Source organism: Streptomyces longwoodensis (assembly GCF_001514125.1).
GTDB lineage: Bacteria > Actinomycetota > Actinomycetes > Streptomycetales > Streptomycetaceae > Streptomyces > Streptomyces longwoodensis.
In genome coordinates this window covers 122,230-137,785 of the sequence record NZ_KQ948550.1, presented here as the reverse complement: position 1 = coordinate 137,785, position 15,556 = coordinate 122,230, and the positions used below count along the sequence as shown (strand labels likewise).

12 protein-coding genes are annotated in these 15,556 nt (G+C 71.7%); 7 read left to right on the top strand and 5 right to left on the bottom strand.

Annotated elements, in window-relative coordinates; all coding sequences use genetic code 11:
* The first annotated feature begins 22 nt into the window (after positions 1-22).
* Positions 23-847: a rhomboid family intramembrane serine protease gene (locus tag AQJ30_RS05570; RefSeq protein WP_067229343.1), complete on the top strand. Its 825-nt coding sequence runs from the start codon at positions 23-25 to the stop codon at positions 845-847.
* A 30-nt stretch (positions 848-877) separates the two neighbouring features.
* On the opposite strand, the gene hemE is transcribed toward AQJ30_RS05570, so the two are convergent.
* Positions 878-1,945 carry a uroporphyrinogen decarboxylase gene (gene hemE, locus AQJ30_RS05565; RefSeq protein WP_067229340.1) on the bottom strand — a complete coding sequence of 356 codons (1,068 nt, stop codon included), beginning with the start codon at positions 1,943-1,945 and terminating at the stop codon, positions 878-880.
* 97 nt (positions 1,946-2,042) lie between these two features.
* Between hemE and AQJ30_RS05560 the strand changes: the two genes are divergently transcribed.
* From AQJ30_RS05560 to AQJ30_RS05535, 6 genes are all read left to right on the top strand, one after another.
* On the top strand, positions 2,043-2,720 hold the full coding sequence (locus tag AQJ30_RS05560; protein ID WP_067229338.1) for a DUF3000 domain-containing protein: 678 nt from the start codon (positions 2,043-2,045) through the stop codon (positions 2,718-2,720).
* 270 nt (positions 2,721-2,990) lie between these two features.
* Positions 2,991-3,653 (top strand): helix-turn-helix transcriptional regulator, encoded by a 663-nt coding sequence (locus AQJ30_RS05555; protein ID WP_067229335.1) that lies wholly within the window; start codon positions 2,991-2,993, stop codon positions 3,651-3,653.
* A gap of 191 nt (positions 3,654-3,844) precedes the next feature.
* Positions 3,845-5,134 (top strand): ribonuclease D, encoded by a 1,290-nt coding sequence (locus AQJ30_RS05550; protein ID WP_079083848.1) that lies wholly within the window; start codon positions 3,845-3,847, stop codon positions 5,132-5,134.
* Between the two features lie 270 nt (positions 5,135-5,404).
* Positions 5,405-6,622, top strand: a complete 1,218-nt coding sequence (locus AQJ30_RS05545) for a thiolase family protein (RefSeq protein WP_067229330.1) — start codon at positions 5,405-5,407, stop codon at positions 6,620-6,622.
* Positions 6,619-8,748 carry a 3-hydroxyacyl-CoA dehydrogenase NAD-binding domain-containing protein gene (locus AQJ30_RS05540; protein ID WP_067229327.1) on the top strand — a complete coding sequence of 710 codons (2,130 nt, stop codon included), beginning with the start codon at positions 6,619-6,621 and terminating at the stop codon, positions 8,746-8,748. Before AQJ30_RS05545 ends, AQJ30_RS05540 begins: the two co-directional genes overlap by 4 nt.
* A 124-nt stretch (positions 8,749-8,872) precedes the next feature.
* The gene (locus AQJ30_RS05535) at positions 8,873-9,244 is read left to right on the top strand and encodes a PIN domain-containing protein (RefSeq protein WP_067229324.1); all 372 of its coding nucleotides are present in this window, start codon (positions 8,873-8,875) and stop codon (positions 9,242-9,244) included.
* A 28-nt stretch (positions 9,245-9,272) separates the two neighbouring features.
* Here the strand turns inward: AQJ30_RS05535 and AQJ30_RS05530 are convergent, their stop codons facing one another.
* The 4 genes from AQJ30_RS05530 to AQJ30_RS05515 form a co-directional block, all read right to left on the bottom strand.
* Positions 9,273-10,766 carry an amino acid permease gene (locus AQJ30_RS05530; RefSeq protein ID WP_067229321.1) on the bottom strand — a complete coding sequence of 498 codons (1,494 nt, stop codon included), beginning with the start codon at positions 10,764-10,766 and terminating at the stop codon, positions 9,273-9,275.
* A 149-nt stretch (positions 10,767-10,915) separates the two neighbouring features.
* Positions 10,916-12,850, bottom strand: a complete 1,935-nt coding sequence (dxs, locus tag AQJ30_RS05525; RefSeq protein ID WP_067229318.1) for a 1-deoxy-D-xylulose-5-phosphate synthase — start codon at positions 12,848-12,850, stop codon at positions 10,916-10,918.
* Between the two features lie 383 nt (positions 12,851-13,233).
* Positions 13,234-14,577, bottom strand: coding sequence for a sugar ABC transporter permease (locus AQJ30_RS05520; protein ID WP_067229316.1), 1,344 nt, complete (start codon positions 14,575-14,577; stop codon positions 13,234-13,236).
* Entirely contained in the window at positions 14,574-15,365 is a 792-nt protein-coding gene (locus tag AQJ30_RS05515) for an ATP-binding cassette domain-containing protein (RefSeq protein WP_211278930.1), read from the bottom strand. Before AQJ30_RS05515 ends, AQJ30_RS05520 begins: the two co-directional genes overlap by 4 nt.
* Positions 15,366-15,556: the final 191 nt, after the last annotated feature.

The window sequence follows — 15,556 nt, the reverse complement described above, 5'->3', positions numbered from 1 at the left end:
GGATCGGGGGCAGTACTCCCCTGTGGTCATCCCCGTCCATGACGTGAACCCGGTGCGCCGCACCCCCTGGGTGACGTACGCGCTGATCGCCGCGAACGTGTTCGTATTCCTGTTCATGCCCGGTCTGTCGGGGTCCGTGGCGGGCGACAGCAGCCTCGCGCAGAGCTGCCACCTGCACGCCTTCCTGGAGCACTACGCGGCCGTGCCGCGCGAGCTGATCCACCACCAGCTGCCCCAGCTGGTCCCCAACGGCGAGGTGGGCACGGGAGCGCACGGCGCCGGCTGTGTCATCGCCCCGCCCGGCTACGACAAGTCACCGGTGGCCAGCGTCTTCACCGCGATGTTCCTGCACGGCGGCTGGCTGCACCTGCTGGGCAACATGCTGTTCCTGCTGATCTTCGGGAACAACATCGAGGACCGCATGGGCCACGTCCGCTTCGCGCTGTTCTACGTGGTCTGCGGTTACGCGGCCGCGTACGGCTTCGCCCTGTTCAACGCCGACTCCTCCGCGCCGCTGATCGGGGCGTCCGGGGCGATCGCGGGCGTGCTGGGCGCCTACCTGGTGCTGTACCCGAAGGCCAGGGTGTGGGTCCTGGTGCCGTTCCTGGTGTTCCTGCCGCTGCGGCTGCCCGCGTGGCTGGTCCTCGGCTTCTGGTTCGTGCTCCAGGCCGTCTACTCCTCCGGCGAGGGCGTCTCCGACGCCGGCACCGTGGCGTACGCGGCGCACGTCGTCGGTTTCCTCGCGGGCATGCTGCTCGCCTGGCCGCTCAAGCCGGGCACGCCCCCGCCGCCGGAGCCGGGCGGCCTGCTCTTCGGCCGCCGCGCCCGGCCCCGGCACTCGTGGTGAGGCCCCGCCGGCTCCGGCGGGCGGGCGGGTCTAGCGCGCGGTCTGCGTGTGGACGTACTCCGTGAGCCGGGTGAGGGCGTCCGGGTCGGTGGCCGGCATCACGCCGTGACCGAGGTTGAAGACGTGGCCCTCCAGCCCGACCGCCGCATCGAGGACCTCGCGGACCTTGGTCTCGACGGCGTCCGGGGTGGAGAAGAGGACCGTCGGGTCGAGGTTGCCCTGCAACGCCTTGCCGGGGCCGACCCGGCGGGCGGCCTCGTCGAGCGGCACGCGCCAGTCGACGCCGACGACGTCCGCGCCGGCCTCGCCCATCAGCCCGAGCAGCTCACCGGTGCCGACGCCGAAGTGGATGCGCGGCACGCCGTACCCGGCGACGGCGTCGAAGACCTTGGCGGAGGCGGACATCACCGAGCGGCGGTAGTCGGCCGGGGCGAGCGCGCCGGCCCACGAGTCGAACAGCTGGACCGCGGAGGCGCCGGCCTCGATCTGCACCTTCAGGAACGCGGCCGTGATGTCGGCGAGGCGGTCGAGCAGGTCGGCCCACAGCTCCGGGTCGCCGTACATCATCGCCTTGGCGTTCTCGTACGTGCGGGACGGGCCGCCCTCGACCAAGTAGCTCGCGAGGGTGAACGGCGCGCCGGCGAACCCGATGAGCGGGGTGGCCCCGAGCTCGCGGGTGAGCAGGCCGATCGCCTCGGTGACGTAGGAGACGTCCTCGGGGGTCAGGTCGCGCAGCCGGGCCAGGTCGGCGCGGGTGCGGACCGGCTCGGCGACGACCGGGCCCACGCCGGGCTTGATGTCCAGGTCGAGGCCGATGGCCTTGAGGGGGACGACGATGTCGCTGTAGTAGATCGCCGCGTCCACGCCGTGCCGGCGCACGGGCTGCAGCGTGATCTCGGTGACCAGCTCCGGCCGCGTGCACGACTCGAGCATGGGGATGCCCTCGCGGACCTTGCGGTACTCCGGCAGCGAGCGCCCGGCCTGGCGCATGAACCACACCGGAGTGTGCGGCACGGGCTCACGCCGGCACGCCTTCAGGAAGGGGCTGTCGTACGTCGCGGTCGGCTGCATGCCCGTCGGGCTGGCGTTGGCACTCACGACGGCAAGTCTCCCATGGCCGGGAAGCCGACGTGGCCGCGCCCCACACGGGTGTCTTGCCCTGCGCGCGGCCCCCGTTCCCCTTAATCTTCCCCGCATGGCTGCGGATCGGGATCCACTGTCGGACGGCGCTGGCGGAAGGGACGACGTGAACGAGGGGGACCGGGATGGGACCAGGACGACTCCGCCGGCTCCGCCGCCCTTCCGGGCCGCCGTCGACGCGCTGAGGTCCGCGCGGCTGCGCCCGCAGATCGAGGTCGAGCCGACCCCGGCGCCCAAGCGGCTCGCGCCGTTCGCGTACGCCCTGGAGGCGACGGTGGTCGACGGCGAGCAGGAGCTGGCCGACGGCCGCCTGGTGCTGCTGCACGACCCGGCCGGGCACGACGCCTGGCGGGGCACTTTCCGTCTGGTCACCCTGATCCGGGCCGAGCTGGAGCCGGAGATGGCGGTCGACCCGCTGCTGCCCGACGTGTGCTGGTCGTGGCTGACGGGCGCGCTGCAGGCGCGCGGGCTGACGTACGGCGAGCCGAGCGGCACCGTCACGCGGGCGAGCTCGCACTACTTCGGCGGGCTGTCCGCGCGCCCGGCCGCCTCGCAGATCGAGATCCGCGCGTCGTGGACGCCCCGGGAGGGCCTGGGCGGGGTGCCGGACACCGGGTCCCACCTGGCGGCCTGGTGCGACCTGCTGGCGCAGGTGGCGGGACTGCCGCCGGCCGGCCCCGGCGACGCGTCGGTGGTGACGCTGCCGCAGCGACGCGGACCGCAGTCCCGCTGACCCCTCCCACCCACCGCCCCTCGAGCCCGGCACGGTCCGGGCTTTTTCTCTGTCCGCCCACGCCCACGTTGACCGTCTCTTTGTCGATACGGCCACTTTCAGTCACGGTCACGCTCTCGAACGAACCGATTCGTTCACCGAACGATCGACCGCGTGTCCGAATTGCACGGATTGTTACTCACTAAATCGTGATCTTTTTCTAAAGGCCCATGGGTTTGGTGCCGAAGACGTCTGTGACCTTGAAAGCCGTCCCGCACCCCAGGAGGCCTGGTGTCCGTTCTCCTCGAGCAGCCCGCAAGCCTGGTCGCCTACCGCCCGAACAAGCCCACCGCCATGGTGGTCGTGGCCGACCCGCGCGTCCGCTCCACCGTCACCCGCCACCTGTGGGCGCTCGGTGTGCGCGATGTCATCGAGGCCTCGTCCATCGCCGAGGCCCGTCCGCGCGTCGGCAACCCCCGCGACATCTGCGTCGCCGACGTCCACCTGCCCGACGGCTCCGGGCTGACCCTCCTGTCGGAGACCCGCGCCGCGGGCTGGCCCAACGGGCTCGCCCTGTCCGCCGCCGACGACATCGGCGCCGTCCGCAACGCCCTCGCCGGCGGCGTCAAGGGCTACGTCGTCACCGGCACCCGCACCAACGTCGGGCTCCCCACCCGGCCCGGTGCGGCCCCCATCGGCGCGGCCGCCGCCCGCCTCCACCGCCGCCCCCCGGGTGCCCCGAGCCACCCGGGCGGCTACCGCGAGCTGTCCGGACGCGAGGTGGAGGTGCTGCGCCTGGTCGCCGAGGGGCAGTCGAACAAGGCGATCGGCGTGTCCATGGGCCTGTCGGCGCTGACCGTCAAGAGCCACCTCGCCCGCATCGCCCGCAAGCTGGGCACCGGTGACCGGGCCGGCATGGTCGCCGTGGCCCTGCGCACCGGGATCATCCACTGACCACCACCGCCCCCGCCGGCCCCTTCCCGACCCCCTCGCCCTCCTTCCCCGTCTCTCCGGCCTCTCCCATCCCTCCCGCCCCGCAGTCTTCACCGGACCTTCGCCCGGAGTGACTGGATTACGACCCCCCATCGCCCGTCGACGGAACGTTCCGTCGGCGGGCGCCCGTCACGCACGGATACCCTTGACCGGTGACCGACGCCCAAGAAACCGCAGCAGCCAGCTCACTGCGAACCACCGGAGGCGCCCCTCCGGACGACGGCGGATCCACTGCTCCTGGGGCGCCGACACCGTTGCTGGAACCTCGCGAGGGCATCCCGCCCGTGATCGCCGACGAGGCGGGCCTGGCCGAGGTCGTGGCCGCCTTCGCGGCCGGCACGGGCCCCGTCGCCGTCGACGCCGAGCGCGCCTCCGGGTACCGCTACGGCCAGCGCGCCTACCTCGTGCAGCTGCGCCGCGAGGGCGCCGGCACCGCGCTCATCGACCCCGTCGCCTGTCCTGACCTCTCCGCGCTCGGCGCGGCCCTGCGCGACACCGAGTGGGTGCTGCACGCCGCCACCCAGGACCTGCCCTGTCTGCGCGAGATAGGCATGGTGCCGACGCGGCTGTTCGACACCGAGCTGGCCGGACGGCTCGCCGGTTTCCCGCGGGTCGGCCTCGGCGCCATGGTCGAAGGCGTGCTCGGCTACGTCCTGGAGAAGGGCCACTCGGCCGTCGACTGGTCCACCCGGCCGCTGCCCGAGCCCTGGCTGCGCTACGCCGCGCTGGACGTGGAGCTCCTGGTCGACCTGCGCGACGCGCTGGAGAAGGAGCTGGACCGGCAGGGCAAGCTGGAGTGGGCCCACCAGGAGTTCGCGGCGATCGCCGCCGCCCCGCCGGCCGAGCCCCGCAAGGACCCCTGGCGGCGCACGTCCGGCATGCACAAGGTGCGCCGGCGCCGGCAGCTCGCGGTGGTGCGGGAGCTGTGGGAGGCGCGCGACCGGATCGCGCAGCGGCGCGACGTGTCCCCCGGCAAGGTGCTGTCCGACGCGGCGATCGTCGAGGCGGCCCTCGCGCTCCCGGCGAACGTCCACGCGCTGGCCGCGCTGAGCGGCTTCGGGCACCGGATGGGCCGGCGGCAGCTGGAGCAGTGGCAGGCGGCCGTCGACCGGGCCAAGGCGCTCCCCGAGGCCCAGCTGCCGCAGCAGGGCCAGTCGGTGGCCGGGCCCCCGCCGCCGCGGGCCTGGGCGGACAAGGACCCGGCCGCGGCGGCCCGGCTGTCGGCGGCGCGGACCGCGGTCTCGGCGCTGGCCGAGGAGCTGTCCATGCCGCAGGAGAACCTGATCACCCCGGACACCGTGCGCCGGGTGTGCTGGGAGCCGCCGCAGGGCGTGACCGCCGACTCGGTGGCCGAGGCCCTGGTGTCCCACGGCGCGCGGCCCTGGCAGGTGGAGCTGGTGACACCGGTCCTGGTGACGGCCCTGTCGGCGCAGGCCGTCTGAAGCCGGGTGCGAGCAGCCGTCCCGGGCCCGCCCGCCCGGGCGGGTCACCCGGGCGGCGCAGCGCGACGGCGGGATCGCGCCAAGATCGGGGGGCGGCGGACGAGCAACGGGGCGGGTGGCTGGGCCGAAGGCGTGAACCGGATGTGACCTTCGCCGCTGTGCCGGGTAGGGCTGTGCAGCCACGTTACCCACAAGTAGCATGGGCCTGAGCGCGCGCTCAGCGCTGGCGCGCCGCAGCAGTGCCACCCCGCACCCTGGAGGAGAGCCATCGTGCCTCGTACCGTCAGGGACGTCGTCTTCGTCGACGGCGTCCGCACCCCGTTCGGCAAGGCGGGCCCGAAGGGCATCTACCACGAGACCCGCGCCGACGACCTCGTCGTGAAGGCGATCCGGGAGCTGCTGCGCCGCAACCCCGGGCTCGACCCGAAGCAGATCGACGAGGTCGCCATCGCCGCGACCACGCAGATCGGCGACCAGGGCCTGACCATCGGCCGCACCGCCGGCATCCTGGCCGGCCTGCCGCAGTCGGTGCCCGGCTACTCCATCGACCGCATGTGCGCGGGCGCCCTGACGGCCGTCACCACGGTCGCCGGCTCCGTCGCCTTCGGCGCGTACGACGTGGCCATCGCGGGCGGTGTCGAGCACATGGGCCGCCACCCGATGGGCGAGGGCGTCGACCCCAACCCCCGCTTCGTGAGCGAGAAGCTGGTCGACGAGTCCGCCCTGTTCATGGGCATGACCGCGGAGAACCTGCACGACCGCTACCCGCACATCACCAAGCTGCGCGCCGACGAGTACGCCGTGCGCTCGCAGGAGAAGGCCGCCAAGGCCTACGCCAACGGCAAGATCCAGGCCGACCTGGTGCCGATCTCGGTGCGCCGCACCTCCCCGGAGGCCGGTGAGACGGGCTGGGGCCTGGTCACCGCCGACGAGCCGATGCGCCCGGGCACCACGCTGGAGAACCTGGCCGGCCTCAAGACGCCGTTCCGCGTGCACGGCCGGGTCACCGCGGGCAACGCGGCCGGTCTCAACGACGGCGCGACCGCCTCCCTCATCGCGAGCGAGGAATTCGCCCGCGAGAACGGCCTGCCGGTCAAGATGCGCCTGGTCTCCTACTCCTTCGCGGGCGTGGAGCCGGAGGTCATGGGCTACGGCCCGATCCCGGCCACCGAGAAGGCGCTCGCGCAGGCGGGCCTGTCCATCTCCGACATCGGCCTCTTCGAGATCAACGAGGCCTTCGCCGTCCAGGTGCTGGCCTTCCTCGACCACTACGGCATCGCCGACGACGACGAGCGCGTCAACCAGTACGGCGGCGCCATCGCCTTCGGCCACCCGCTCGCCTCCTCCGGCGTCCGCCTGATGACGCAGCTGGCCCGCCAGTTCGAGGAGCAGCCGCAGGTCCGTTACGGCCTGACCACCATGTGCGTCGGCTTCGGCATGGGCGCGACGGTCATCTGGGAGAACCCGCACTTCGAGGGGGACAAGTGAGCACCACCGCTGAGCTGTTGAAGGGTGCGGCCGAGCTGTTCCCCGACGAGGTCGTCACCCAGGCGCACGTACGCCACTTCGACCTGCCGCTGGGTGCGGGGCGCTTCGCCCTGATCACCCTGGACAACGGCCACGACCACACCAAGCCGACCACCTTCGGCCCGCAGTCGCTGGCGAACCTGAACGCCGCCATCGACCAGGTCGAGCGGGAGGCGTCCGAGGGCACGATCGTCGGCGTCGGGGTCACCGGCAAGCCGTTCATCTTCGCCGTCGGCGCCGACCTCAAGGGCGTCGAGCTGCTGAAGCGGCACGAGGACGCGCTGGCCATCGGCAAGGGCGGCCACGAGGTCTTCAAGCGCCTCGCGGGCCTCGCGGTGCCGACCTTCGCGTACTACAACGGCGCGGCCATGGGCGGCGGCGTCGAGGTCGGTCTGCACTGCACCTACCGCACGGTGTCCGCGGCGCTGCCCGCGTTCTCCCTGCCCGAGGTCTTCCTCGGCCTGGTGCCCGGCTGGGGCGGCTGCACGCTGCTGCCGAACCTGATCGGCGCCGAGAAGGCCGTCACGGTCATCATCGAGAACAGCCTCAACCAGAACCGGCAGCTCAAGGGCCGGCAGGTCTACGAACTGGGTATCGCCGACGCCCTGTTCGAGGGCGCGGACTTCCTGGAGCAGTCGCTGATCTGGACGGCGGCCGTCCTCAAGGGCGAGATCGTCGTCGAGCGTCCGGCCGTCGACCGCGGTGAGGGCTGGGACCAGGCCGTCGCCAAGGGCCGGTTCGTCGCCGACTCCAAGGTGCACGGCGCGGCCCCGGCCGCCTACCGCGCGCTGGACATCATCGCCGCCGCCAAGGACGGTGACCTGCAGAAGGGCTACGACGCCGAGGACCAGGCGCTCGCCGACCTGATCATGGGCGGTGAACTGCGCGCCGGCATCTACGCCTTCAACCTGGTGCAGAAGCGCGGCAAGCGTCCCGCGGGCGCCCCGGACAAGAACCTCGCGCGTCCGGTCACCAAGGTCGGTGTCGTCGGCGCCGGTCTGATGGCCTCGCAGCTCGCCCTGCTCTTCCTGCGCCGCCTGGAGGTGCCGGTCGTGCTGACCGACATCGACCAGGAGCGCATCGACAAGGGCGTGGGCTACGTGCACGCCGAGATCGACAAGCTGCTCGGCAAGGGCCGCGTCAACCAGGACAAGGCCAACCGCCTCAAGGCGCTGGTGACCGGTGTCCTGGACAAGGCCGAGGGCTTCGCGGACGCCGACTTCATCATCGAGGCCGTCTTCGAGGAGATGGGCGTCAAGCAGAAGGTGTTCGCGGAGGTCGAGGCGGTCGCCCCGGCGCACGCGGTCCTCGCGACCAACACCTCCTCCCTGTCGGTGTCGGAGATGGCGTCGAAGCTCCAGCACCCGGAGCGGGTCGTCGGCTTCCACTTCTTCAACCCGGTCGCCGTGCTGCCGCTGCTGGAGATCGTGCGCGGCGAGCAGACCGACGACGCCTCGCTGGCCACGGCGTTCGCCGTCGCCAAGAAGCTGAAGAAGACCGCGGTGCTGGTCAAGGACGCCCCGGCGTTCGTCGTGAACCGCATCCTGACCCGCTTCATGGGCGAGGTGCAGAACGTCATCGACGAGGGCACCCCGGTCGAGGTCGCCGAGAAGGCCGTCGAGCCGCTGGGCCTGCCGATGTCGCCGCTGGTCCTGCTGGAGCTGGTGGGTCCGGCGATCGGCCTGCACGTGTCGGAGACGCTGAACCGGGCGTTCCCGGACCGCTTCACGGTGTCCCCGAACCTCAAGGCGGTCGTGGAGGCCGGCAAGCGCGGCTTCTACGTCTATGACTCGGGGAAGCCCGAGCTGGACCCGGAGGTCTCCGCGCTGCTGAAGCAGGGCGACGTGGTCCTCACCGAGGAGCAGGTGCGCGCCCGCGTCCTGGAGGCGGTGGCCCAGGAGATCGGGCTCATGCTGGACGAGGGCGTCGTGGCCGAGGCCCAGGATATCGACCTGTGCCTGATCACGGGCGCCGGCTGGCCGTTCCACCTGGGCGGCATCACGCCGTACCTGGACCGTGAGGGCGTCTCCGAGCGGGTGACCGGGAAGCGGTTCCTGGCCCCGGGCGTGGCGTCCGTCCCGGCGTAACGACCTTCCGCACACCGGCAGTACCCGAGGGCCCCCGCGACCGGCGGGGGCCCTCTGCGTGCGCCCGGCGGACCGTCACGCCCTTGGGGGCCGGCCAGGGGCGGGGGCATGGGACGCTGTGGGCATGGAGGACAACGCGGCCCTGCTGGTGATCGTCGACGGCGCGAACGTGGTCGGTTCGGTGCCGGACGGGTGGTGGCGGGACCGGCGGGGCGCCGCGGAGCGGCTGCGGGACCACCTGGCGGCGCGGGGGCTGCCGGGGCACGACGGGCCGGTGGAGGTCGTGCTCGTGGTGGAGGGCGCCGCGCGCGGGGTGGCGTCGGTGCCGGGGGTGCGGGTGGAGTCGGCACCGGGCAGCGGCGACGACCACATGGTCGGCCTCGTCGCCCGCTCCCCCGGCCGCCGCCGCCTGGTGGTGACGGCGGACCGGGAACTGCGCCGACGGGTGACCGAGCTGGGCGCGGAGGTGACGGGGCCCAGGGCCGTACGTCCCTAGGGTCCTCGGACGCCTTGGTCCAGGGTCCTCAGACGCCCTGGTCGGCCTTCTCGCGCAGGGCCAAGCGGCTGTGGCTGCGGCCGTACAGGAAGTAGACCACGAAGCCGATCACCATCCAGATCGCGAACCGGAGCCACGTCTCGGCCGGCAGGTTCAGCATCAGCCACAGGGACGCCAGCACCGACAGGATCGGCACGACCGGCACCCACGGGGTGCGGAAGGACCGCTCCAGGTCGGGGCGGGACTTGCGCAGCAGGATCACGCTGATCGCCACGACGATGAACGCGAACAGCGTGCCGATGTTCACCAGCTCGGCGAGTTCGCTGAGGCTGGTGAAGCCCGCGACGATCGCGATGACGACGCCCAGCAGGATGGTCGACCGGTACGGCGTGCGGAACTTCGGGTGGGTGTGCGAGAAGAACCGTGGCAGCAGCCCGTCGCGGCTCATCGCGAAGAACACCCGGGACTGGCCGAGCAACAGGATCATGCACACCGTGGTCAGGCCCACCGCCGCGCCGAAGCTGATCAGACCGGCGAACCACGGGTGCCCGGTGGCCTTGAACGCGTCCGCGAGCGGGGCGTCCACCGACAGCTTGCTGTACTTCTGCATGCCGGTCACCACGATGGACACGGCCACGTACAGCGTGGTGCAGATGATCAGCGAGCCGATGATGCCGCGCGGCACGTCGCGCTGCGGGTTGCGGGTCTCCTCGGCGGCGGTGGCGACCACGTCGAAGCCGATGAAGGCGAAGAACACCACGGACGCGGCGGTGAAGATGCCCATGACGCCGAAGTTCGACGGGGCCCACCCGAAGATCAGCTGGATCAGCGGCGCCTTGAGGTTGCCGCCCGCCTCCACGGCCTGCGCCTTCGGGATGAACGGGTCGTAGTTGCCGCCCTTGATGAAGAACGCGCCCGCGATGATGACGACCAGGACGACGGCCACCTTGATGGCGACCACCACCGAGGTGACGCGCGCGGAGAGCTTCATGCCGATGACGAGGATCGCGGTGAGCACCAGCACCAGCGCGGCCGCGAGGATGTCGAAGCCGAAGCCGGAGGCACCCTCCCGGCCGGTGAGCGCGGCGGGCAGGTGCCAGCCGGCGTTGTCCAGCAGCGAGGCGATGTAGCCCGACCAGCCGACGGCGACGACCGCCGTCCCGAGGGCCAGCTCCAGGACGAGGTCCCAGCCGATGATCCAGGCCGGGAACTCGCCCAGCGAGGCGTAGGAGAAGGTGTACGCGGAGCCGGCGACCGGGACCGACGAGGCGAACTCGGCGTAGCACAGGGCGGCGAGCGCGCAGACCACGCCGGCGACCACGAAGGACAGCGAGACGGCGGGTCCCGCGGTGTCCTTGGCGGCCGTGCCGGTGAGGACGAAGATGCCGGTGCCGATGATGACACCGACGCCGAAGACGGTCAGGTCCAGCGCGGAGAGGGATTTCTTGAGGGCGTGCTCGGGCTCCTCGGTGTCCTTGATGGACTGTTCGATGTTCTTGGTCCGGAAGAGGGTGTTGCTCACGGGCTTACCTCCCACGCTGTGTCGTCCTCGACATGATCGAGAGGGTGGTATTCCGTATGCCCCGGCGCGCGCCCCCTCACGCGGAAGGGCCGCCCGCACCACCCTTGGCGGTGGTGCAAGCGGCCCTACGGTGGGCGGACGGCCGTCCGTCAGTCCCGGGCGGGCTCCGCCCGGGCGGCCCCGTCCGTGCGGAGCCGGGAGTGGGTGAGGCCGTCGAGCTGGGAGACCAGGCCGGTGACCTGGCGCGCGATGTCCGGCGCGGTCAGCCCGATCTCGGCCAGCACCTCGGCGCGCGAGGCGTGGTCCAGGAAGCGCGGCGGGATGCCGAAGTCGCGCAGCGGCACGTCCACCCCGGCGTCGCGCAGGGCCTGGGCGATCGCGGAGCCGACGCCGCCGACCCGGGAGTTGTCCTCGACGGTGACGACCACCCGGTGGCGCTCGGCGAGGGGCGCCATGGCCTCGTCGACGGGCTTGACCCAGCGGGGGTCGACCACGGTGGTGGAGATGCCCTGCCGGTCGAGCAGGGAGGCGACCTCCAGGCACATGGGGGCCAGGGCGCCCACGGAGACCAGCAGCACGTCCGGCCGGTCGGTGCCCGGCTCGCGCAGCACGTCCATGCCGCCGACGCGTCCCACGGCGGGTACGGCGGGCCCGACGGCGCCCTTGGAGAAGCGCACCACGGTCGGGGCGTCCTCCACCGCCACGGCCTCGCGGAGCTGGGCGCGGACCTGGTCGGCGTCGCGCGGGGCGGCGAGCCTGAGGCCCGGGACGACCTGGAGGATCGACATGTCCCACATGCCGTTGTGGGACGCGCCGTCGGTGCCGGTGACGCCGGCCCGGTCGAGGACGAAGGTCACGCCGCACTTGTGCAGGGCCACGTCCATCAGCACCTGGTCGAAGGCGCGGTTGAGGAAGGTGGCGTAGACGGCGAAGACGGGGTGCACGCCCGCGTGGGCGAGGCCCGCCGCGGAGACGGCGCCGTGCTGCTCGGCGATGCCGACGTCGTAGACCCGGTCGGGGAAGCGCTTGGCAAACTTGTCGAGGCCGACCGGCTGGAGCATGGCGGCGGTGATGGCGACGACGTCCTCGCGCTCCTCGCCGAGCCGGACCATCTCCTCGCCGAAGACGGAGGTCCAGTCGGCGCCGGAGGTGGCGATCGGCAGGCCGGTGTCGGGGTGGATCTTGCCGACGGCGTGGAAGCGGTCGGCCTCGTCCTGGAGGGCGGGCTGGTAGCCGCGGCCCTTCTCGGTGAGGCAGTGCACGATCACCGGGCCGCCGAAGCGCTTGGCGCGGGCCAGCGCGGACTCCAGGGCCTCGATGTCGTGGCCGTCGATGGGGCCGACGTACTTCAGGCCCAGGTCCTCGAACATGCCCTGCGGGGCGATGAAGTCCTTCAGGCCCTTCTTGGCGCCGTGCAGGGTGTCGAACAGCGGCTTCCCGACGACCGGGGTGCGGTCGAGGATGTCCTTGGTGCGGGCGAGGAAGCGCTCGTAGCCGTCGGTGGTGCGCAGCGTGGCGAGGTGGTTGGCGAGGCCGCCGATGGTGGGCGCGTAGGAGCGCTCGTTGTCGTTGACGACGATGACGAGCGGGCGGTCCTTGGCCTCGGCGATGTTGTTGAGCGCCTCCCAGGCCATGCCGCCGGTGAGCGCGCCGTCGCCGATGACGGCGACGACGTGGCTGTCGCGCTTGAGCAGCTGGTTGGCCTTGGCGATGCCGTCGGCCCAGCCGAGCACGGTGGAGGCGTGGCTGTTCTCGATGACGTCGTGCTCGGACTCGGCCTGCGAGGGGTAGCCGGACAGGCCGCCCTTCATCTTCAGGCGGGAGAAGTCCTGCCGGCCGGTGAGCAGCTTGTGCACGTAGGACTGGTGGCCGGTGTCCCAGAGCACCTTGTCCTTCGGCGACTCGAACACGCGGTGCAGGGCGATGGTCAGCTCCACCACGCCGAGGTTGGGGCCGAGGTGGCCGCCGGTCTTGGAGACGGCGTCGACGAGGAAGGTCCGGATCTCGCCTGCCAGCTGGTCCAGCTCCTCCAGGCTGAGCCGGTCCAGATCGCGCGGTCCCGTGATGCGGGTCAGCAGCGGCACCCGTGCCTCCTTGCAGTAGAGCTGATCGAGCTGTTGCCGGGCTTGTCGAGTCTAATGTTCCGTCCCGCTGGTCGGCCCCCGGCCCATGGGTCATAGGTCACGCGATCGGCCGTACCCAGGATGGGGCCACCCGCAACACAGCCGTGCCCGGCGCGTGGAAGCACCGGGCACGGCTGGGGTGGGACCGACGAGCGGGGCGTGGGCCGCTAGGTCGTGTCCGCAAAGTCCTGTCGTCCGCCCGGAGGGCGGGCCCTGCGGCGTCCGGTGCGTGCTCTCGGCGTGCCGGGCGGACACCCGCGTACTGGCCGTACTCGGGTGTTCGCCCGGTGCGGCGAGAGTGCGTGCCGGGCGTCGCGGGGCAGGCGGGACTTTGCGGACACGGCCTACGCGCGGCCGGCGGCCTTCTGGCTGCGGCGGGAGACCGAGTCGATGACCACGGCGCCGAGCAGCACGCCACCGGTGATCATGTACTGGATCGAGGTGTTCATGTTCAGCAGGTTCAGGCCGGTGGTGATCGACTGGATCACCAGCATGCCGAGCAGCGCTGACCACACGGAACCGCGGCCGCCGAAGAGGCTGGTACCGCCGATGACCGCGGCGGCGATCGCCAGCATCAGGGTGTTGCCGCCACCGGCGCTCAGCGTCGCCGACGCGGTCTGGCCGGCGAAGAACATGCCGCCCACCGCGGCGAAGCCGCCGGAGATGGCGAACACGCTGATGCGGACCATGGGCACGCTGATACCGGCACGGCGGGCGGCCTCGATGCCGCCGCCGACGGCGAACACCTTGCGGCCGTACGTCGTACGACGCAGCACGAAGTCGACGATGACCAGCGCGGCGAGGAAGATCACCAGCGCGTTGGAGACGCCTTGGGCGTTGTTCAGCACGGCGGCCGCGATGAAGGACGCGATCGCCAGCAGACCGACGCGGAAGAGGATCTCACCGGTGGGGCGGAAGGGCACACCGGCGGCTCGGCGCCGGCGCTGCTCGCCGAAGTTGCCGACCAGGGACAGCACGACACCGAGGGCGGCCAGCAGGTAGGCGCCGATGATGGCCTGGTCCATGAAGAAGGAGCTCTGGCCGAACAGCTTCACGGGGCCGTCGTCGGACGGGATGTTGATGGTGCCGCTGGAGCCGAGCAGCCACAGCATCAGGCCGTTCCAGCCGAGGAAGCCGGCCAGGGTGACGACGAACGCCGGGACGCCGATCTTGGCGAAGAACCAGCCCTGCAGCGCGCCGATGGCGATGCCGGTGGCGATCGCGAGGACCAGCGCCAGCCAGGCGTTCATGCCGTGTTCGACCACCCACACGGCGAACACGGTGGACGCCAGGCCGCTGACCGAGCCGACCGACAGGTCGATCTCGCCGAGCAGCAGCACGAACACCAGGCCGATGGCCAGCATGCCGGTGGCCGACATGAAGAAGCTGATGTCGGAGAGGTTGTCGGCGCTCAGGAAGCGGTCGTTCTTCGCCTGGAAGATGGCCCAGATGATGATGAGGCCGATGACGACCGGCAGCGAGCCGAGCTCGCCGCCCTTGATCTTGCGCTTGAACTCCGTGACGTAGCCCTTGAGGCCCTCTTCGCGGACCAGCAGGCGCGGGTCGACGACGGCCACGCCGGCGGCGGTGGGGTCGTCGGCGGGAGCGGTGGTGGCCGCGGTCTTGTCGACGCCGACGCCCTTGTCGGGGCCGGAGTCGCTCTTCACGGTCCTGGACGTGTCGCTCACTTTGCCGCCTCCGTGGTGCGACGCCCCGCACGACGGGTCACGGCGTTGTCCGTGGCACCCGTGATCGCGGCGATGATCTCTTCGTGGCTGGTGTCCTTCACGGGGAAGGAGCCGTTGTTCTTGCCCAGGCGCAGGACGGCGACGGTGTCCGCGACCGCCTTGACGTCCGCCATGTTGTGGCTGATGAGGATGACGGCGAGGTTGCGCTCGCGCAGCCGCTCCACCAGGTCGAGGACCTGCGCGGTCTGCTCGACGCCGAGGGCGGCGGTGGGCTCGTCGAGGATGACCAGCTTCGGCTCGCCGATCAGGGCGCGCGCGATGGCGACGACCTGGCGCTGGCCACCGGACAGGCTCGCGATCGGGATGCGCACGCTCGGGATGCGGATGGAGAGCGTGGACAGCAGCTCGCGGGCGTTCTTCTCCATCGTCACCTCGTCGATGACGCCGCGGTGGAGCAGCTCACGACCGAGGTAGAGGTTGCCGACGACGTCGAGGTTGTCGCAGAGCGCGAGGTCCTGGTAGACGGTGGCGACGCCGAGTCCCTGGGCGTCGTGCGGCCGGTTGATGCTGACCGCGCTGCCCTCCCACTCGATGACGCCGTCGTCGATGGGGTGCACACCCGCGATCGTCTTGACCAGGGTCGACTTTCCTGCGCCGTTGTCGCCGACCAGGGCGACGACTTCTCCGGCGTGAACCTCCAGATCGACGTCGGTGAGTGCCTGCACTGCACCGAATCGCTTGGAGACTCCGCGCAACGCCAGCACGGGCGTAGCGGACACGTGAACCATCTCCTTCGCCGCCTGACCGGCGGGGATGCCGCGCGTGGGACATGCGCGGAGGGATGTGCGCGACGCGCCGCCCGCGGGGCGGGCGGCCGTGACGCACGAGGTTTACAGGATGAACATGCGCGATTCCGTCGCACTTGGCAACGGGTTCCTTCCGACGCCCGCCCCGCAGCGGGGTTGAAGGTGGGGCGGGC